The 21,067-nt window shown below is 42.8% G+C and carries 16 protein-coding genes; 13 read left to right on the top strand and 3 right to left on the bottom strand.

Going from position 1 to position 21,067, the window contains the following annotated elements:
- Positions 1–130 precede the first annotated feature (130 nt).
- The 7 genes from L3V30_RS18550 to tssG all read left to right on the top strand — a co-directional run bounded on the left by L3V30_RS18550 (position 131) and on the right by tssG (position 8,923).
- Positions 131–2,131 (top strand): protein kinase, encoded by a 2,001-nt coding sequence (locus L3V30_RS18550; RefSeq protein WP_237309510.1) that lies wholly within the window; start codon positions 131–133, stop codon positions 2,129–2,131.
- A complete protein-coding gene (gene tssA, locus L3V30_RS18545) occupies positions 2,118–3,680 on the top strand; it encodes a type VI secretion system protein TssA (protein WP_237309508.1) in 1,563 nt (520 codons plus the stop codon). The genes L3V30_RS18550 and tssA overlap by 14 nt, the downstream gene beginning before the upstream one ends.
- Positions 3,681–3,706: 26 nt before the next feature.
- On the top strand, positions 3,707–4,213 hold the full coding sequence (gene tssB, locus L3V30_RS18540; protein ID WP_005392637.1) for a type VI secretion system contractile sheath small subunit: 507 nt from the start codon (positions 3,707–3,709) through the stop codon (positions 4,211–4,213).
- Between the two features lie 8 nt (positions 4,214–4,221).
- Positions 4,222–5,697 (top strand): type VI secretion system contractile sheath large subunit, encoded by a 1,476-nt coding sequence (tssC, locus tag L3V30_RS18535; RefSeq protein WP_005392635.1) that lies wholly within the window; start codon positions 4,222–4,224, stop codon positions 5,695–5,697.
- 61 nt (positions 5,698–5,758) lie between these two features.
- Entirely contained in the window at positions 5,759–6,169 is a 411-nt protein-coding gene (gene tssE / locus L3V30_RS18530) for a type VI secretion system baseplate subunit TssE (RefSeq protein WP_005392634.1), read from the top strand.
- A 10-nt stretch (positions 6,170–6,179) separates the two neighbouring features.
- On the top strand, positions 6,180–7,928 hold the full coding sequence (gene tssF / locus L3V30_RS18525) for a type VI secretion system baseplate subunit TssF (protein WP_237309505.1): 1,749 nt from the start codon (positions 6,180–6,182) through the stop codon (positions 7,926–7,928).
- Positions 7,925–8,923, top strand: a complete 999-nt coding sequence (gene tssG, locus L3V30_RS18520; protein WP_006741089.1) for a type VI secretion system baseplate subunit TssG — start codon at positions 7,925–7,927, stop codon at positions 8,921–8,923. Before tssF ends, tssG begins: the two co-directional genes overlap by 4 nt.
- 54 nt (positions 8,924–8,977) lie before the next feature.
- Here tssG and L3V30_RS18515 read toward each other — a convergent pair whose 3' ends face one another.
- Genes L3V30_RS18515 through L3V30_RS18505 form a run of 3 tightly spaced genes read right to left on the bottom strand, consistent with a single transcriptional unit; the run spans position 8,978 to position 14,192 of the window.
- Positions 8,978–9,430: an Lrp/AsnC family transcriptional regulator gene (locus L3V30_RS18515; RefSeq protein ID WP_005373369.1), complete on the bottom strand. Its 453-nt coding sequence runs from the start codon at positions 9,428–9,430 to the stop codon at positions 8,978–8,980.
- A gap of 28 nt (positions 9,431–9,458) precedes the next feature.
- Complete coding sequence (gene tssM, locus L3V30_RS18510) at positions 9,459–12,851, bottom strand: type VI secretion system membrane subunit TssM (RefSeq protein WP_053807876.1); 3,393 nt, start codon at positions 12,849–12,851, stop codon at positions 9,459–9,461.
- A gap of 27 nt (positions 12,852–12,878) precedes the next feature.
- Positions 12,879–14,192, bottom strand: a complete 1,314-nt coding sequence (locus L3V30_RS18505) for a type VI secretion system ImpA family N-terminal domain-containing protein (protein ID WP_203347561.1) — start codon at positions 14,190–14,192, stop codon at positions 12,879–12,881.
- Positions 14,193–14,729: 537 nt separating this feature from the next.
- Here L3V30_RS18505 and L3V30_RS18500 point away from each other — a divergent pair.
- The 6 genes from L3V30_RS18500 to L3V30_RS18475 all read left to right on the top strand — a co-directional run bounded on the left by L3V30_RS18500 (position 14,730) and on the right by L3V30_RS18475 (position 21,062).
- Entirely contained in the window at positions 14,730–15,329 is a 600-nt protein-coding gene (locus tag L3V30_RS18500; protein WP_005392629.1) for a hypothetical protein, read from the top strand.
- Between the two features lie 9 nt (positions 15,330–15,338).
- Positions 15,339–16,838: an FHA domain-containing protein gene (locus L3V30_RS18495; protein WP_237309503.1), complete on the top strand. Its 1,500-nt coding sequence runs from the start codon at positions 15,339–15,341 to the stop codon at positions 16,836–16,838.
- Positions 16,831–17,331, top strand: a complete 501-nt coding sequence (gene tssJ / locus L3V30_RS18490; protein ID WP_237309501.1) for a type VI secretion system lipoprotein TssJ — start codon at positions 16,831–16,833, stop codon at positions 17,329–17,331. Before L3V30_RS18495 ends, tssJ begins: the two co-directional genes overlap by 8 nt.
- An 11-nt stretch (positions 17,332–17,342) precedes the next feature.
- A complete protein-coding gene (gene tssK, locus L3V30_RS18485) occupies positions 17,343–18,668 on the top strand; it encodes a type VI secretion system baseplate subunit TssK (RefSeq protein ID WP_006741084.1) in 1,326 nt (441 codons plus the stop codon).
- A complete protein-coding gene (icmH, locus tag L3V30_RS18480; RefSeq protein WP_237309499.1) occupies positions 18,665–19,456 on the top strand; it encodes a type IVB secretion system protein IcmH/DotU in 792 nt (263 codons plus the stop codon). Before tssK ends, icmH begins: the two co-directional genes overlap by 4 nt.
- Positions 19,457–19,604: 148 nt before the next feature.
- Complete coding sequence (locus tag L3V30_RS18475; RefSeq protein ID WP_237309497.1) at positions 19,605–21,062, top strand: DUF4150 domain-containing protein; 1,458 nt, start codon at positions 19,605–19,607, stop codon at positions 21,060–21,062.
- Positions 21,063–21,067 lie beyond the last annotated feature (5 nt).

Genomic DNA, 21,067 nt, shown 5'->3' with positions numbered 1-21,067 from the left:
CTCTAATAAGTTAGTAATAATAACTAAAATAATAGGCTTACTGTTTGTTTTAAATACTAGCCTTGATACAAGTATGTTCAAGAAAATATTATTCAACTCTAATAATATTTATTCTATGAAAGAGTACTAAGTGTCTAATAATCAGAGTACAGCCAAAGGATATATCGATCAGTTGGTTGTGAAAGCTATTGAGAAAAAGAAACTGAATGAGCAAAGGCTAGCAGAAAAAAATAAGCCGAAGCTTGAGTACGTGCTTTTTTCACAGTTTGATGTATTAGACAAGCTTCCTTCTAAAAATGGTAAGACAACGGTTTACCATCTTGCAAAAAAAGGGCAGCCAGAGAAGCAGATCTGTTGCAAAGTTATCAATGATGAGTCGCCAGAATTTGCGAGCAAAATGTTGGTTAACGAAGCGAGTCGATTAGAGCTTTCCCAACATCCGAGCGTGGCTAACTTCATAAAAATCGGCAACGAATTCGAACGCCCATATTTGATGTACGAGTGGATCCAAGGTGAATCACTGGCAGAAAAGATGGAGCGCCACTCTTCTAAAGGTTTCCGCCACGACCATATCGCTTGGTTGGTATATCAACTCGCTGGTGCCTTAGAGTTTATGCACACAAGAGGCATCTGCCATCTTGATATTAAGCCATCCAACGTACTAGTGAGTGAAGGCGATTACGTTAAACTCATCGATTTCGGTGCTGCTCGTTATATTGGAGAAACGGAACCTTACGCAGAAGCAAGCTTGAACTACGCTTCACCTCTTTATATCGAAACTGGCATTGCCGAACCGCAAGATGATGTTTACTCCCTTGCTTTGCTCGCTGGACATTTATTTTTGGGTTCAATATTTGGTGATACTTGGAATAAGCAATTAAAAGACCGAAAGCGTCCTGCATTGATCCCGGCTCATATTTGGAAGTTGCTGAAACAAGTCATCAATAAACCAAGAGGGCATGGCTATACCGCTATTTCTTTTGCTCAACAGTTAGCGCGAATCGATACGCAATCAATTAACTCAAATTCTAACGCACCAATTTTCAGTAGCTTGCGTAATGCGGATCTTCTGCTTACACACTGTAAGTCGAATGATAAAACAGCGTACGGACGCTTCAAACTATTGGAGGCGAGTTTAGTGTTGAGTGTGGTGGCAATGACAGGAAGTTATTTGTATCAGCAAAATTCGGATGCATTGGGTGCTGTTTTTGCCAAAGAAACGACACCTTTAAGTCACACAATCACGCCCACAGATACTGCTTCTTTTTTGGCTGAGCCGCCATGGAAAATCAAAGAAGTATTAGCAAAAATTGAGCAGAGCGTTGATACGACTGAAGCCTACCGAGAAGCGTATCGAGTTCAGCAACTAAGCCTTTCGGGTTTATATAATGAAAAACAGACTCAGTTGAAGTCTTACCAAGCTTTAGCTGATGGACTACCACAGACATTAGTGGATTTACGTAAGGAGCTTGTCACGTTGCGAGAGGAACTCGTTCGTGATGGTGCATTGTTTCCCTATGCGGACGAAACACTGACTAAAGTGATGTCTGGGTTAAATGTCGCTTCTATCGATTCCATGAAAGTATCTGCCATAGCTGGCAGTCGAGATAAGCAGATTGCTCGCTTAATTTTAAGCGGTGAGGCTAAGCTCGCAGAAGAAGAAGTGAAAGAAGCATGGTTATTAAACCAGTCACAGGCATATTTCTATAGCCAAATCTTACCAAAGAGAGTAATGGAAAATATTAATGACTCCATTGATAAACATGCAGAAGCGCACTTTTATACCAAAGCGATTGAAGAAGCTGAATTAGCCAAAGACTACTTCGGTAATACGCCAGAACTAGAAAAAAAAATAACAGACTTAATCATCGCAAGAAGCGAATTTATTTTGTTTAGTACGGTGATGGAGCAATCCATTTTCGACAAACAGAAATTGCATGAGTCCCTTGCTGATTTAGAACGAAATGCGCCAAGAAAATTTACAGAAATCACAAAAATTCTAGATAGCATGGCGTCGGATGCGATTAATCAGAGTCATCAGTTTTCTAAGCCTGCAAATGGTGCCATTGCTGTAGCTCGTGCATTGAGAGACTACTTGACTGAAGGAGATGCGAATTTTGTCCAACATTGATACTGATCACCTTCTTAAACCGATTTCTGATGAATCTCCTGCGGGTAACGATGCTCGTTACGAGTTTTGCTATGAAATGATGGAAGCCGAGGTAAAAAAGTTCGGCTCTCTATTTGGCGAAACGGTCGACTGGAATGTAGTAAAAACCAATGCGATGGAAGTGCTCGAGCATCATAGTAAAGATTTAAAAGCACTTTGCTATTTAGTACGAGCGCTTGCCGAGGAATCTGGGCTCAAAGGTTTTGAGCAAGGTCTGAAACTGCTTAATGAGGCGTTAGCTTGCTTCGGTAGTGATCTTTACCCATCACGGAAACGCGGTAGAGACGGTGCGGTGGAGTGGTTGAACCATCAATTTAAATTGATGAGCACTAAACTTGCGGACAGTGCGCAATCTTGGGAATTAGTTTCAGGTTGCATTTCGACTATTGAAGAAGTGCAGCGTCAGTACGACGATGTTTACCAAGATTCCGAAGCTGACTTCTTTGAGATTCGCACGCAGCTCAATGTTTTATCTCAACAAGCAGCGGCCGATGACCAGAGCGATGAGTCAGTCGCAAACATCGAACAAGCGGCACCTGCACCAGCTGCGGTAGAAACGCCAGCACAGAACGATGTTCAAACCACACCAGTGAAGACGGTTCCGCCGGCCCCTAAACCTGCGCCAGTTAAGAAAGCCGTAGTAAAAGAAGTCGATGTCGATACGGACTTCTCTTCGCCGACGGCTTCTAAGCGAACCTTGAAGAAGGTTGCGGAAGTCATGCTTCATGCGAACCCAAGTGATCCGCTGGCTTACCGAATTTATCGTCATCTGACTTGGGATGACATTGATGGTCTACCTGACCACCAAAACGATCAAACGCCATTGAGCTTGGCGGTATCGTCCGATCAACAAGCGGAATACCGCGACAAAGCCAATCAGGAAAGTGACATCGACACGATTAAACGTTTGGAGCGCACGCTAACTGACGCGCCATTTTGGCTCACAGGCCACCATTTCGTGTATTTGATGCTTACTAACTTAGGTTTTGATGACGCAGCACTTGCCGTGAAACAAGAAGTAAAGCGGTTTGTTGAGTCACTGGAGGGCATCGAACGCCTCTCTTTTAAGAATTCTATACCATTTGCAGATGAAGCAACATTGAGTTGGTTGTCTACTCAAGATGCTACTTCATCGGCAGCACAAACTGTCGTACAGACGGTTGTGATCGCTGAAGAAGATTCATTGCTGGTGGAGGATATCACTCTAGAAAATCTAGGGGAATATGCCGCAGAACTCGCCCGCAAACTTGAGCTGGATGGCTCAGGGCGAGGACAGTTCATGCTGTATTTACAATTGATAGCAGCTTACCAGTCTGTTGGATTATACCCGTTGTGTTTGCCGTATCTTGAGAAGGGGTGGGAAGTACAAAATGCGTTTAATCTCGCGAGCTGGGAACCCCACTTATCGTCGCAGTTAGAAGACCTGATTCGAAAAACACTCAATCAGTTATTCAGAAGTAAGGATCTTTTACCTGAGAAGTATGAAGAGTGGAAAGCAATTTATGACTAATTAAAGAGTTAGATAAGGAACGAATTATGTCACGTGACGGCTCGGTGGCTCCTAAAGAGCGAATTAATATCCGTTATGTTCCAGCAACTGGCGATACGCAAGAAGACGTAGAACTGCCGCTAAGCATGATGGTGGTTGGCGACTTTACTGCACGTGCAGATGAGACGCCAATTGAAGAACGCACTCCAATCAATATCGATAAAGACAACTTTAACGAAGTGCTAGAAGGCATGTCTCCAAACGTTAAAGTGAACGTTGAAAACCGTCTTTCTGATGAAGAAGGCGGCCAAATCGGTGTTGATCTAACGTTCCAAAACATGAAGGACTTCTCTCCAGAAGCGATCGCGAAAAGCGTGCCTGAACTAAACAGCCTGCTTGAACTTCGCGAAGCCTTGGTGGCGCTGAAAGGCCCTCTAGGTAATGTTCCTGCGTTCCGCAAGAAGATCGCATCAGTACTTCAAGATGAAGACGCGAGAAAGAAACTGTTGGATGAACTAAGCATTGGTAACGACCAAGACGCGAAAGAAGAGTAAGGGATATCATGTCTGCAGAAGCACAAGCGCCAGAACAAGAAGCAGCCTTAGTTGAATCAGGCTCACTTCTGGATAGCATTCTTAACGAAACTCGTTTAAAGCCAAGTGATGAAGGTTTTGATGTTGCAAAACGCGGCGTAGAAGCATTCATCAGTGAGCTACTAAGCAGCTCGAACACAGAGAAAGTGGATCAGTCTTTAGTTGATCTGATGATCTCAGAAATTGACCAAAAACTGTCTAAGCAAGTTGATGCAATTCTTCACAACGAAGAAGTTCAAGCGATTGAATCAACTTGGCGTGGCCTTAAGTACCTGGTTGACCACACTGACTTCCGTGAGAACATTCAAATTGAATTGATCTCTGCAAAGAAAGATGAAGTTCTTGATGACTTCGAAGACGCACCAGAAGTGGTGAAGTCTGGTTTGTACAAACAAATCTATACGCGTGAATATGGCCAATTTGGTGGTAAACCTGTTGGCGCAGTCATTTGTGACTACGATATGTCGGCTTCGTCTCCAGACATCAAACTGATGGAGTACATGGCAAACGTGGGTGCAATGTCTCATGCACCATTTATTACATCGGCGTCTGCGAAGTTCTTTGGTTTAGATAGCTATGAAGAGCTACCGAATCTAAAAGATCTTAAGTCAGTATTTGAAGGCCCACAATACACTAAATGGCGTAGTCTACGTGAACACGAAGATGCACGTTACCTAGGTCTATGTACGTCTCGCTTTATGCTACGTACACCTTACTCTGTAGAAGATAACCCAATTAAGGCGTTTGACTACGATGAGCAAGTAACAGACAGCCATGACAACTACCTATGGGGTAACTCTGCGTACGCGATGGCATCAAAAATTAGTGAATCTTTCGCTAAGTACCGTTGGTGTCCAAACATCATTGGTCCTCAAAGCGGTGGTACTGTGCATGACTTACCGGTTTACAACTTTGAAGCCATGGGTCAAATCGAAACTAAGATCCCAACTGAGATTCTTGTTTCTGACCGTCGTGAGTACGAGCTAGCAGAAGAAGGCTTCATTGCGCTAACTATGCGTAAAGGTTCTGACAATGCGGCGTTCTTCTCTGCAAACTCAGTTCAAAAACCGAAAGTGTTTGCGAACACGCCAGAAGGCAAACAAGCAGAGATGAACTACAAGCTAGGTACTCAGCTTCCTTACATGTTCATCATCAACCGTCTAGCACACTACATCAAAGTGCTACAGCGTGAGCAAATTGGTTCTTGGAAAGAGCGTTCTGACCTAGAAATCGAACTGAACAAGTGGATTCGTCAATACGTTTCTGACCAGGAAAACCCGCCAGCAGAAGTCCGTGGTCGTCGTCCACTACGTGCTGCTAAGGTTGAAGTATCAGATGTAGAAGGTGACCCAGGTTGGTACAAAGTATCAATGTCTGTACGTCCTCACTTCAAGTACATGGGTGCAAGCTTCGACTTGTCTCTAGTTGGTAAGTTAGACCAATAACCCATTGCTGAAACCATAAAGCAGCCAGTAAAGACTGGCTGCTTTTTTCGTAGGAGTGAAGATGGAAAAAGGTTATCGCCTTTTAGAGCGGATTGAGCTTGGTGAACCCAAAAACTGTTACGAGAAAGTCGTTTCTCACAAGCATTTGATTGAATCTATTCATTCTCATCTCGCAGACTTGCTGAATACACATTCTGGGAATGCAATGATCGACAATGAGTATGGTTTACCAGATTTTAATGACGTACTTTCTAACAACACGAACCTAGTTCGCCACATTCAAAAAAACATCACGTCAACCATAGAACGCTTTGAACCGCGACTGTTGAATGTCGAGGTTAATTATCGTGAAGATCACCATAACCCGCTACAACTCGGCTTTGGTATTCGCGGCGAAGTTTCCCATAACGGCGGTAAAGTCCCAATGTCGATAGACGTCTACATGGGAACCGACGGCCAATTTAACGTTTAGTAGGTGCCACTTGAGTAACAGTAAATACTTTCAAGATGAACTCACGTATTTGCGTGAGTCGGGTAGTGAGTTTGCCAAATATCATCCGAAGTTAACTCACTTTCTCTCTGAGGGAACCTTTGACCCAGATGTCGAACGACTGCTCGAAGGTTTTGCCTTTCTTACAGGTCGAATCCGCGAGAAGATTGATGATGAACTGCCTGAGCTGACGCAATCTCTGATGACTTTGCTGTGGCCACATTACATGCGTTCGATTCCGTCTTTGTGCATTAGCGAACTAAAGCCGCATACCGGAAGTGTTACTGAGAAAACCGTGGTGAAACGTGGCGCAGAAATGGCGAGTGAACAGGTAGAGGGCACGCAATGTTTGTTCCGTACTTGTTACGACGTCAATCTATACCCAATTACGATCACTAACATCGAACAGACCAACAGCCGCACCAGTTCGATGGTTGATGTGACTTTATCGACGGAGCATGGTCTTGAACTGTCTCGGATCGGTTTAGACACGCTGCGATTACACCTGCATGGCGAGATTCATATTACTCGAACTGTCTTCTTATGGCTGTTCCGTTACCTAGATTATGTCGAATTAGATGTTGGTGGTGGTTACAAACATCGCTTAGGGCCAGAATATGTTAAGCCAGTTGGGCATGAAGAGGACGAAGCGCTCCTGCCTTACAGCAAAAATTCATTTGCAGGCTACCGTTTGCTGCAAGAATTCTTCTCTTTGCCAGATAAGTTCATGTTCTTCGACATTAAAGGCTTAGAGTGGCTAAAAGGCATTCCACAACGTAGTACGGTCAAAATCAAATTCCACTTTAAGCGTGCATTACCGTCAGAAGTGGTGCTTAAAGATAAACACTTGAAGTTGCACTGTACGCCTGCCGTTAATTTATTTGAAAAAGATGGCGATCCAATTCGTTTAGAGCACCGACGTAACGAGTACAAGGTACGCCCGCAAAGCAACACTCAGGAGCATTACGAAGTCTATTCCATTGAGCAAGTGGAAAGTTGGAGTAAAGACGAGCGCCGTCGAAAGTCTCTGATTGAATTTGAATCATTTGAGCATCAAATTAACCAACGAGATAAGCGCGAGTTCTACAAATCTAAAGTCGCTGAGCGTGTAAGCGGTAGAGGCCTTGAACGCTACATATCATTTCATACTCATAATGGGGACATTGCGGAACTGGGAACAGAAACGGTACTCATGAAACTGCAATGTAGTAACGCAGATTTGGCGGAACGTTTGTCAGTGGGGGACATCACTTACGCGACTCATAAATCACCGACCTATGCGACGTTTAGGAATATTACCAAGCCCACTCAATCGGTCAGTCCGCAAGTGAATGGTGAGCTTCAGTGGCAGCTAATTGCGAATATGTCACTCAACTACTTATCGCTGGCAAATATTGATGTACTTAAAGTGCTTCTCTCTACCTATGATTTCCACTCTCGTGTTGACAGACAAGCGCACCGTGCATCCATTCATCGACTTGATGGGGTTATCTCTTCGGAAATGAAACCAATCGACCGTGTGTTTCGTGGCGTTTCGGTACGCGGCAATCAGTTTAAGTTGGTCACCAATTCCAAATTTTTTGTCAATGAAGGCGACATGTTCTTGATGGCAACGGTGCTTAACGAATTCATCCGTTTGTACTCGAGTGTGAACTCCTTTACCGAACTGGAAGTGTTTGATGAAGCGACAGGCGAGGTTTATAACTGGGCAAGTCTTATCGGACAGCAGACGATACTATGATTAATACACTTTCTGATAAGTCGAATGAGTTTAGTTTCTATCAAGCAGTCTTGCTGCTAGAGAAGCATTATCAACTAGAGCCGAACTCTAACTTTGTCGCCGTCGGTGAGAACAAGTACTTCCACCAAGAACGTATTGAGTTCAGCGTTTCGCCAAACTTATCTTTTCCAAAGAGCGATATGGACTTTATTGCTCATATGGAGAGAAATGGCCAGCAGTATTCTAGAGTCGAAACTAACTTTCTTGGCTTGCATGGTTCAAGCTCACCACTTCCTGCTTCTTATACTGAGAAACTGGCAGGGCGAGATCCTGAAGACAATCCGGTAAAAGATTTCTTTGATTTTTTCCATAATCGGTACACCAGTTTGTTGTACCGGGTTTGGAAGAAATACCGATATCACGTGCAGTACCAAAGCGGGGCAAGTGATGCCTTCTCTGGACGTATTCTGCACTTGGCGGGCCTATCTAGCGTAATGCAAGATAGTAAGGTCGCAGAGTTAGATCGAGCGAAAATACTGTCTTATGTAAACCAACTTTCTACGCGTACGCGTTCGCCGAAGCTGATTTCCGGTATTGTTTCGCATTATTTCTCGTTGCCTAGCGTGCGCATTGAAGAGTGGGTATATCGCCGCGTAGAAATCGCAGAAAGCCAACGGAATAAACTCAACCGTGCTAATTGCATATTAGGGCAAAATTTACACTTAGGACAAAGCATTGCGGACTTAAACGGCAAATTTAATCTTTGCATCGACAGCATCGATTTTGAAACATTTAAGCAGTTTTCCTATGATGGTGAGTTACACAAAACACTGGTCGGCCTAATGCGTTTCATTTTGCGTGACCCGATGTCGTGGGACTTAAAGTTGACAGTTAACTTAGATAGTATTCCAGAGAATAAGCTAGGTAATGGGGAAGGGAACCACTTAGGACAAACATTCTGGTTAGGTAACCCAAGTGATAAAGATGCCAAAATCCGAGTTATCGGAAGCATATAAGAAAGCCGCTCTACGAGCGGCTTTTTATGTTGTCATCAAAAAGGTCAGAAAAGCTTAACGGCTGATCGGCTGGTGAAGTACGACGGTAGTATCAAGCCTTTGAATCCCGTTAAATGACTCAATTTCGTTACAAAGATGATGAATAGACTGCAGATCGGGCGCTTCAATTAGGGCAATAATATCAAAGTTGCCACCAACAACGCTTGTTAAGCGAACCTCAGGGATTTCTTTAAGCGCATTTGTTACATCATTTTTCTTACCCTTTTCACAAGATATCAATAGATAGCTTGCGGCTTTGCGCCCTTCGTTTTCTACACGAATTTGTGCGGTATAGCCTTTGATAATACCGGTCTTTTCTAAACGATTAATCCTTTCTGCTACTGCTGTACGAGACAAACCAATGTTTCGAGATAGATTCGCAATAGACTCACGCCCGTTTGACAATAGACTTGAAAGTATTTTTCGATCTAATTTATCTAAACCTTGTAAAGTCATGTTTGAAATCATGTGTTCTGCCTATTTTGTTTTTATATTGTTATTTAATCGACTCTGGGAGCGTAAAGTTATATAGCTCAGCAAGAGTGAATGGGTTTTTCTGCGTCAATGGAGTGATGCGTAAGCTTAAGTCCCTCCCTGACACTTTTATGTCACTGACAAAGCTGCCGTTATGAGTGTTTGTCAAGGTCGAGTCACCTAGCAATCTGTATATCGCCCATTGACCACTCTTATTTAAAACGTGCTGTCTACCTTCGTCTGTTACATCCTGGAGCGTGATACTAATATTGAAGTCACCATTTTGCGGTGGCCAGGCCATTTCACGAATTCGGCTTGGACCGTGGTAGTAACTCATATTGGTATCTGCAATTTTTAAACTGGCTCTAATTGCACTAGAGTCAAGGTCGAGTACTCTTGCACTAAACGGAATATGAACTCGGTTGGTGCTTTTATTAATTAATGTATCTCGAATGACATTATAGTTGCGTAGTTGCACTAGCAGAGCTGGAGAGATTGGCATCGTCTCACCATCTACCTGCTTTGGCGTCCACAAGTTCGTATCGTAGAACGGTGCAAAGTTTTTCTGAATAAATGTGTCTAACAAGCCACCTGAAGCAAATAGCAATTCGAAATCTTCAATTGAGATTTCCTCGGTCGCTGTTAGGTCAAATGGATATTTCCCTAATCCAATCTCTTTAAACTTGGTATAAATTTCACTGTACCACTGAGTTTGGATGCCTTTTGCGGACTCTGTAATCATTACTGACCAGCTTTGCTGAACCACATCTAGTAACCAGCTGCGAACGGGTTCTGGTGATTTTTGTGCAATCTGTTTAAGCTTGATTAATGGGTCCGCCTCAGTACTGTTCATTCGATGCTGTGCTGCTGCTAGCGCCGCCATTTGTGGATCTGGCGCGTCGGCGATGTCCTTCATGTAGGTGCGAACACGGCTCAACGCTGCAACGGTCTCATCCCAAGGAGTAGGGGAGTTTGGTGTCTCACTCACTTGAAGCTGGTTTAATAAGTGAAAGGCTTGCTCAACACGTTGCATTAGCAAGTAATCAGGCTTTACCACTTCTTCTACGGCATCTGATGCAGAATCTGCTGCTGCCGCGAGTTTCGGGTCAAGTTTTGAAATTAGAGCGCTTTTTTCGCCAACGGGTGAAAATTGCGTGTTGGCATAGACCTGCTTCAATACCGTTGTCATTGGTGAAGAAGGGCCAGAGATTAAGTCTATCGCGTTGGTCAGGTCACCAACGTTGTCATAGTTTTGGACTTTGAGCTCACTCAGCGCATTACGCCAGTTATTGATGTAGTCATCAGTATATTTTTTTCGCACTTCTTCTTTAAAGGCTTCTTGCTCTTCGTTGGTAGGGATGACATGTTGCGATAGACCTAGAACCCAGTTGTCGCTGATTACTCGTTGTGACATTAAGTCCACGCGTGGTCGATAAAAGGTGCTAAAACCTGTGGAGGTATAGATCTTATCGACGATTAAGCGTTCGCTATCGATTGGAGTGTTAAATACATTGCTAAACTCAAAACCGACGGCTCGTTGCAGATCTAATGTTCCTAAATCAATAGAGCTTGCTTCGTTTAAAATGCCTGCATACACGAGGTCGACATTCGAATTTGCAAGTAATGAGCGACGTGTTGCGCGAACAAGATCCATGTTGATATCGATTGGAGCAAATTGTGTGCGAAAGTAGGCGTCTAAGTAGCGCATGGCCTGATCAACGACGTCACTTCGGTTACTCAAATCACTCATCATTTGGAGTGTTTGATGACGTAAAAAACGGATATCACGCTTAGATGGATCGTTAAGCATTAAATACCCCTTCAATAGAGGTAAAGCGCGCGTGAAAGCGTTTTGATTTTGTGCCAATTGTAGGCGGTAACCTTTCTCAATCAGAGGTATTAGCTGCTGAGCGACTTCCTTAAGTAACGCTTCGTAGGCAATGCGAGTGCTTTGATCCAAACGGCTAATATTGAGTGGTAATATTTCCTCATCTAAAGCCTTAGAACCTTTAAGCCATGCCCCATAAGACGGTTCTATCGCTTTGGTTGCATTTTCTAAAAGCTCACTAAATCTTGCATCGTGCTCTGCTTGTGATTTGTCATCAATACTTAGTAGTTGATTCATCACATGTAAGTTACTGTCTAACGTAGTTGCAAAAAAGTAACTACCGCCAGCAAGCAGAATAATGGAGCCGAGTATGGCTAAACGGCTTTGTCTCTGAATTAGACGAAGATACGTCTTGTTTTCTCCCGCAAAATCGCTTTCAGGCAATATTTGCGAATCAATCAGAAAGCGAGAAAAATACGGTGTTTCCGTCAACTGGGTATGCTCAGAGGCGATAATTGGTAAGTTGAAGTAGTTACTACAACTTTTTGCTAGTAAATTGTATTTACGACCGCCTTGTAAACTTGAGCTAAAGAAAATTTCACGGATATCTAGCGAATAAACACCGTTGTTAACATCACACAGACGCTCAAGAACATAGCTGACTTCAGACTGACATAGCTCAAACTGCTTAGGGAAAGCGAGAATTGCCTGTTTCTCGTCGATATCTGTTGAGTTAGCTGATGCATCTAGCGCGTTACTTTCAAGCACTTTAACTAGATTTCGGTAGCTATCACGGTAGTATTCTGAAAAAACACCTTTGGCCTCTTTCAGCGGGATAGAAAGGAACTCTACACGTGTCTTAAGAGAGCTAAAGTGCATGTATTCTTTAAATCCATCTAACTTGTCTAGCTTCGACATAATTAGATAAATTGGTAATGCTGACGACGTTTTAGAGTTGATAGTGCTCAAGCGCTCCAATAACGACGAAATAGTGTACTCTTTTTGTTCTGGCTCAGAGACGATCATGAACTCGAAGTCGATGAAGAATAAACAGCCTGAAAATGGTTTTCTAGGTCGGTGGCGAATTACTTCTTCGATGAATGTATTCCATAAAGAAGCATCACTGCTTGATATTTCTTGAAACACTAAGCGTTGGTCAGGTTTGATGTATACAGCGCTGTCAGATTCGTACCATTCAAAAAAATCATTCTTAGCGGTTCTCGTGCGATCCATTGGTTTAATTGCACTAGAATTAAATAAAAATTGACGTCGCCCTGACCCTTTATTACCAAGCATCAGATAAATTGGTTTCTTACCTGAGTTAGCAAGAAGAGGTTGGATAACCATAGAAAGAGCTTCTTCCTCAGTTTCCAAATTTTGAGCTTTAGCGCTGTTCTTTTTTTTCAACCATAGTGTGAATTGAAAAGTGATGTAGAAAATGGCGATAACACCAAGGCTCAGCCAAAGATACAGTTTATCTGCATCTTTTAGAAAAAGAAGATAAATAGCGGTAATGGTTATCGCCACTAAAAGCGTTAATATAGTAGAAATCACAACTGGATTTCTAAACAGTTTTTGTTTGAACATAAGCCTAAAACTTCTTTAATTGTATTGTTATTTATTGTCAGTTTTTTCAGCTTGTAGCTGACTCAATTTATATAGGTAGATGTTCAGTAAAAGGGTTGCGCGGTCAATTTCCTTTTGCTGTGAATACTTTTCAGCGTATTCAATACGACCTAGAAGCGGGAATAGTGAGTTACTATATTCGTACGCCGTTTTAGAGTTCTTATCTACATTCTGTCTAGCTACGTTGGCAAACACCGTTCTTGCGTCTGAAAATCGCTTATACACATCCATAAACTGGTCTTCTAAATGGGCGCTCTGTGTCAAAAAGTTTTGACGTAACTGCTGGGCAGAAGATGAATCTGGATAGATTGCGATTAATTCATTGGTCAAGCTATCGAGCTCGCTGACGTTACTTACTTTGGCCGAGTCTAAAAACCAGTTATTCATCATAATATCTACGCGATTAATAGTTGGTGTTTTCAGTGACTGGGCATATTTTTTATTTTCGTAATCTAACGAGGCGACCAACTTTACAAGTTCATTAAGTGAAGCTTGACTAATTTTTTGCTCCAGCGTTCGATAGCGTTGTTGTTCGTACACAAAATGTGAACATATCGCCGTAACAATCAAGCCAATGATGAAGTAGATCATAAATCGGCCGGACTTTGTTGGGGTCGTTTTTTCACTGTTGTTGAGGGGGGATGGCGAGTCCGGGGCAGGAGAGGGAGATACATTCACTTTAATTTCAGGTGTTGCCTGTGCGGAAGCTGAAGCGTTAGTATTTGCTTGTTTTTTCTCGCGTAACTCTATGGCATGTTGTTGTTCTTTTATCTGTTCAGCCCATTGATTTAAGATACGACGAATGCGACCAAATGAAGGCGCTTGAATACCGTAATGAAGGCGAAGCTCTTCCTCTATTCTTAAACACAACTGGTGCGCAGCTTCAATCAGTGGAAGTTCTTCCGGCAACGCACGGTGCTTATTAATACGTTTTTCAGTATGCTCCACCATCCATTCAATTGCGCTCATTCGTGCTTTTGACTTTGAATGTTCAGGGTATGCGGTGTTCCAATAGACGACACACACATCAAGCAATGAATTTAACCCTTCAACAAGGCCTCTTAGACCATCGTTATATGTTGATGCGACCGTGAAGTAGCAGCAACAACGTAAGTCTTTTGCGTGAGTGCTCAAGATTTTTTTTGAGAGTGTTTGAACCGTTTTCCAAGAGACTCTTCCGGTGACTTTATTAAGATTATTTATTTGACGTTTTATTTCGTCAAAGTCTTCAGAGCCATTAGGGTTAGAGCCGCTTGGGTTATTTTCATCGATTGGTCTTCGAGCGAAGTCGCTAAAAAACATAAGGCAAATTCCAACTGATCATATAAAAGTATTAAGGTATATAGGACTCCACTGCTGTTATATTAAATTGTAAGCAGTGCATTACCGAAGTGATTCTATAGACAAAAGAAGTTGTTTAGATAATAAAAACACTTAAAAAATAAATTAAATTATCCTTAGTGTGATCTTTGTTCATAATATTAATGTCAATAGTTCGATTTGTTTTTAAGGAGAGCCTTATATATGACGAAGTCGATCTTTTGAGTTAATAAATGTGATTAAATTGTTAATTTTGTCTGTTTTTGTTCGTCTGTGTTCTTTAAAATAGCCCTCTTAAATTGGTGATAGAGCCTTCTTAATTTTTATTTAATTAAATAGGTTTACAGGCTCATTGCTTTAACTCAGTTCGGTCCATTAGTTTTTGTTTGTAGGTAAAATAACCAACCCTGTAGTTGAAATGTATTAAGTTATAGGTGTTTTTTTAGGCTTATTGAAAAAGAGAATATAATTGATATCTTTCGCCTCTAAGTAGAATATCGGTTTTCCTAGAGGGACGAAATGCTAAAACCAAGTCAAATCGGGCTGATTTCAGCCATGTGTCTATTTTCTTCTTTTGCAGTCGCAAAGGGAGAGCGTTATGGACTCTCTGCCAGTATGTTGACTATCGATAGCATTAATTACGAAGAAGGTAACAGTGGTGAACAAGACACTCTGAGGTTTGGCTTGGTTCATTCTCGCCCTATTGATGAAAATAATAACCGTTGGCGCTGGTGGTTAGGGCTTAACTACCTAGCAGAAGATATCGAAGCGCCAGCTAGCGGTCTATATCAAGAAGTAACTAACTATGAACTTCGTGTTGTACCGCAATATGCGCTGGCTTCTTGGAGCGTTTTCACACCGTACGTAGGTGCTGGTTTATCTGCAGGTTACTCACAATATTCAAACCGTTGGCAAGTTGACCCAGAAGGTTACCGCTATAAGAGTGTCGAGGACATCGATCAGTTCGAGCTGGGTGCAGTTATCGCCGTTGGTACAGTCATTAAGCTAGGTAGTAACCCAGATGCTCATATACAAATCATTCCTCAAGCCTCTTATATTCTCCCAGTTATCAATGATGGGATAGGTGGGCTTGAACTGTCTGTTTCTATGCTATTTTGAGGTATATAGATGCACTCAAATCAGCTAGTTCTATTTATTTCTAAATGCCCAGAGGAATACACAGGTGTCAAGCACATTGAAATGCCCGAGAGTGGTGGTTCAATGGGGCGTTCACCAAGTTGTAGTGTGTCTTTAACCGATCACAACCGCTTTATATCAGGCACTCATTGCCTGATCAGTGTGTATGGAGATACCTACTATATTAGTGACGTATCCACTAATGGCACTATGGTTAACGGAAACAAAATACTCAAAAATCAACCTGTTGCGATAGTCGATGGCGATATTATTTCTTTAGGACAATATGAAATTGGCGTTTCTCTGGAGCATGTTACCTCGACACAAGACATTGCCGCTGATATAGCCCCTGAGCGAGTATCCAATGATCCTTTGGTTAGCCTCGGTGACGCAGTTGTCGAAGAAGAAGAAAAAGTAGGCGCTTTAGAAGATTTGTTTATGGAGACTAAACAGGATGACATTGATTGTCATGATCCTGTTGCGCACCTTAACTTTTCAATGCAGCGAGATGATGATTATTTGATTCGTGACGATGAGCATCCAGAGCCTGAACAGCCTAAAACGGTGGAAAGCACACGTCAGGTGGTCGATGACAGTTTCAGCATATACTCCGAGTTTGATCAGCCAAGCCTCATCCCTGAAGATTGGATGGCTACGGAGACCAAGAGTAACGCATCAATAAATGGTTCGTTAGGGATAGAGGTAGAGAACGGTACGCCACATAGAGAAGATATTGTCTCAGAAGAGACGGTTCAACCCCAAACGACGATTCTAGATAGGGCAGTTCAAAGACAACATCGTGCACCTAACTCCACAGAGGCGATCGTCGAACATACTGCTACGGGCTCAAAATGGGAAGAGATGACACAGTCATTTACTCCTTCTTCTCAAACTAATCCGCAACTTCAAATGCCTGCTGCAGAACCTACGATAAACAGTACGACTAAAGAGCAAGCGGGTATCGAAGCTATCGCCTGTTCTCAAGATATAGCACAAGCGTTCTTTGATGGTTTGGGTATAAGAAATCCTGAGCTAATGACGAATGAAGCTCAGTTGTTCAAACAAATGGGCACTTGTTTGCGCTTATGTATTGATAACCTGCAGAAAGAATTACATGAAGTAGAGTCCTTGAAAGAAGAGCAGAGTACGAGTGAGTCTAACTCTAACATTGCGGAGCTGATGCTGACTCTCAATAGCCAACATCTACTGGCTCCAAATGAACTGGTAGAACAAATGCTTGATGAGTTGAATGACCACCAAGTCACGTTTAATAAAGCGCTGAATGAGCTCATTTTAGAACAATCAGAGACGAACGATCCCGTTGCATTTGCTAACAAAGTGGCGAGTCAATCTTTGTTCTCAACGAAGTCAAAACTGTGGGGCGAATATTTAGATTTCTACTCTAACAATCGTCGCCTGCTCAACGAAACATCCTTAAAAGGGCTGATTAAGAAAAACTATAACAAAGTGATTAAGGGAAACCATGCGTAGTATCGCCGTATTACTCGGATTTGCCATGTTGTCCGGTTGTTCCATGTGGGATCAATTTAAAGAGTCCACGGGTATCACACCAGAAACTTCGTCCATTGAATTGGTTATTGAGGCGTCACCTGTACTCAATATGAGAGATGGGGGGCAGTCATCTCCGGTCATTCTCCGCCTTCACGAATTAAATTCGCCAGTTTTATTCCGAAGCTTAGATTTTTTTGCGCTGTTTGAAAACGATAAAGCGTCGTTGGGTGATGAGTACATCAAACGTTATGAATATCAAATACAGCCAGGTGGAAAAGTTCATGAAATGCTAACGCTAGACCCTGACACTCGTGCCGTCGGTTTTTCTGTGGCCTTTCGTGATATTGATGGTTCGTCATGGCGTAAAGTTGAAGTCATTGAAGAGAAGAGCGAGTACTACATCAAGCTCAAGTTAGAAGGCAGTGAGTTAATTTCTGATAATACTCGCGGCATTGAACAGGTTTACTTTTAAGGGATAGAAACATGTCTTTATACAATCCAGTTGTTTGGCAAGATGGAATGTTCATGAAGCCGCAGCATTTTCAACAACTCGATCGTTCGCAAAGTAAACTGTCGAGCATGTTGAGCAACAACGCATCTCCTTTACATTGGGGGATTAAGCGTTTGGAAATAAATTCACAACTGCTAGCCCTCGGTAAAATTGGTATTACGCGTGCAGAAGGCATCCTACAGGACCGCACGCCATTTGAGCTTCCACTGCTCGCTGAACTACCAGAAGTGAAAGATGTGGATCCTTCGATTGCCGATAAAGTGGTTTATTTGTGCTGTCCGTTACCATCGGAACGTTCTGAGTTATTTGGCACTAAAAAAGACGGTGCACGTTATACGATGGAATCTCAAGAAGCGGTTGATGCTTGTTATGATTCGGAAGACATGGCAAATATCGTTGTCGGTAAGCTTAACTTTTGCTTAATGTACGACCATGAAGATAAAAGTGCTTACACGTCTATTCCGATCCTCAAGATCTCGGAAGTGAAGCCAGATGGCAGCGTGATCTTAGATGATAGTTTCATTCCTACCTGTATTGATATTCACGCATCTACGGTACTTAATAAGTTCGCGACGGAGTTTGCTTCTATGCTCAAGCACCGCGCAGAATCCATAGTTCAGCGATTAGGGGTAGTGGATCAACAAGGCGTATCATCAGTTTCTGACTTTATGCTTTTGCAAGCGCTCAATAGATACGAACCCTTGTTTTGGCATTTTGCAAACACAGAAGCTGTACACCCTGAGTCTTTGTATCGAATTCTTCTTCAGGCAGAGGGCGAGCTTTCGACGCTGTGCTCGACGACACGCCGACCTATTGAGTTTACTAAATACAATCATGGTGATCTTACTAGCTGTCTTTCTCGCGTTCTAGACAGTGCGAAAATGACATTGAGCGTGATGTCTGAACAAAGAGCAATTCCACTGACCTTAAAAGATCAGAACTATGGCATCAGAACGGCAGCGATCCCTGACAATAAGATCATTGATACGACGACCTTTATCCTCGCAGTGAAAGCCGACGTAACCTTGGATGTCCTGCATACCCAGTTTGTCAGCCAAACGAAGATCGGCTCAATCGATAACATTCGCGATTTGATTAACCTTCAACTTCCTGGGATTGAGATTAAACCAATGCCAGTTGTGCCACGCGCGCTGCCGTATCACGCTGGCTATACCTATTTCGAGCTCGATAAAACGGGCGAAGAGTGGATGGCATTGAAGAACACTGCTGCGATTGCGATTCACGTTGCGGGCGATTTCGCTAACTTATCATTGCAACTTTGGGCCGTTCGTCTATGAGTTACGCAGAAACAGACGTCACCGTAGTCTTATTCCAACCAGAGCCTGGCAAACCAATGGAGGTAATGCCAGCGCCTGACTTATCGAGAAACATCGCAGTACAAGATCTATCTATCGACAACATGGGTATTAACCCGCTGGTGGACCAGTTCTCATGGTTGATCGCCAGTCTGTCTTGTATGTCTTCGATCCCTTGGCTTGATGACCCGATGCCATTTCGTGAACAAGTGGCACGTGAGATTCGAAAAGGTGAACGAAAACTTGATGAAATGGAGCTCGATCGTGCTTCGGTTCTTGTTATTCGTTACTGCTTGTGTGCGGCGATTGATGAATCTGTTTGTCGGCAAGAATGGGGGGCAAATAGTCACTGGAGCCAGAACAGCTTACTGTCTGAATTCCATAACGAAACATCTGGTGGTGACAAGTTTTTCGTTATTCTCGACCGCTTAAAAGCCGACCCTCGCAAATACCGTCACGTTATAGAGTTTCTCTATTTATTGCTTCAACTTGGTTTCCAAGGCAAGTACGGCCGTGAAGAGCGTGGTAACGAAAAGTTAGCGGAAATTGGCAGCACCATTTATCGATTAGTGCGAGATGACCGCCTAGCAGAACAAGAAAAAGTTTCTTTAATCAACCTTAAAGCTAAATACCTAAAGAAGCCGTTAAAAAGGGTAATTTCACCCAAGCTGATCTTGAGTCTTAGTGCGATTACGTTTGCGCTTATGTATGCGGCAACCTACATCGTCATAGACTTAAAATTCCAGCAACTGCTTGAAGTGTATAGATAACCAGAAATCTAAAAATGAGATCTTCTGCCAGTTTTAAGGTTTGCTGTGAATATCACTGGTCTTTTAGTGAAATTCACTAGTCATTTAGAGAGATTGCAATGTGCGATCTCTTTTATCATTCAATCAATAAAATTCAAATGGATTGGTTATGGGCGTAACAGTTGGTGCGAATGGACTTTCGATAGTTCATAAAGGCTCAGGTGGTGAAGCGAATGCAACGCTCCCAGATGTTTGTTTAACTAAGGTCGGCAAGCCAGTCGTTCCTATCCCTTATGGCAACAATGCTAAATCAGCAGACCTTGCTGGTGGGACTACGACGGTCTCTATGGATGGCGGTAACAGTGTCGCTATCAAGGGCAGTACGTTCTCAAAAAGTACCGGCGATGCGGGCGGTGACAGAAAAGGCGTTGCCTCAGGCACGATAGAAGCCGAAGCAAAATTCATTTCAGCTTCACCAACGGTTAAATTTGAGGGCAAGGGCGTATGTCGCCTGTCCGATCAAATGACCATGAACAAAGCCAATACCATGTGCTTGGGCGGTGCACAAAACCCATCGGTTTCTGTTACGGAAGATCAGGAAGGGACGTATACGCTGGATATAGAATGCAAATATCCAAATGGGCTCCCTTACTCTAATGCACAATTTTCTTTAGTCGAACCTTCAGGTGCTGTCATTGGGAGTGGAGTGCTGGATTCTAGCGGAAAAGCATCTGTTAATGGTCTCGCTCTAAAAGAATGCAAGTTAGTGCTCAGCGAAACTCAAGACTCTTATACGCCGAACCAATCTTTAGCTGAAAATATTGTGACGGAAACTTACCCTGATCCGAATGATTTTTGTACGTTTGTCGCAGGTCGCCGCTCGCCATTTTGGGAAGATCGTGTTGGGGTTGCTAATGACTGGGGCATATTGATGTCCCCTTCCTTCAGTGATGATGACTTTAAAGATATTGTGTTAGGGCAAAGCCGTATATCGTCTCCTTATGCGATTAGTCAAAATCACTCTAAAGATTTTTCTGATGCTTATGTTTCGGCACTTTATCACATCCAAACTGATACTACTGCGCTAGAGAAATATGAACCTTTAGTTGAACTGCTCTTGGAGCAAGTGCACGAAAATGGCGATATATTGAGAGTCTTATATCAAGCTGATGTGTTTGAGCCTCCCTATGAATTATTAGCGAAGCTTCGCTTTTTAGGGACTGGGAATACTGTGAAGTATTTGCAGTTTGTTTTATGGACGTTGATAAACAATCAAATCTGTTCATACATCGATGAGCTAAACAGTGAAATCATCGGTCGTTTAGATTTCATACAAAGCCAAGCTTCTGCAAGATCGTTGAGTTCTGTTGAAGAGGGTATAAACGGTTATAAAAAAGCACTTAACCACTTCAAACAAGCACTTCCTGACGTCATTAGCCAAATTTTCGAAACCAAAAATGACACCCTAATTTCTATATCGGCAATGGCCCTTGGGAGTACCGTTAACATAGCGAGCCAATCTAGCTTTGCTACTAATTTAGGTAGGGTTAATGCGGTGGTGTACACGAAGTCAAACAACTTGAACCGCCCATCATTTGTCACTTTTGACGATAACTTTTCTGACTAGGACAT

The sequence above is a fragment of the Vibrio sp. A1-1 genome, from assembly GCF_021728175.1.
Lineage (GTDB): Bacteria > Pseudomonadota > Gammaproteobacteria > Enterobacterales > Vibrionaceae > Vibrio > Vibrio diabolicus.
This window is presented reverse-complemented; position numbering and strand designations above follow the sequence as displayed.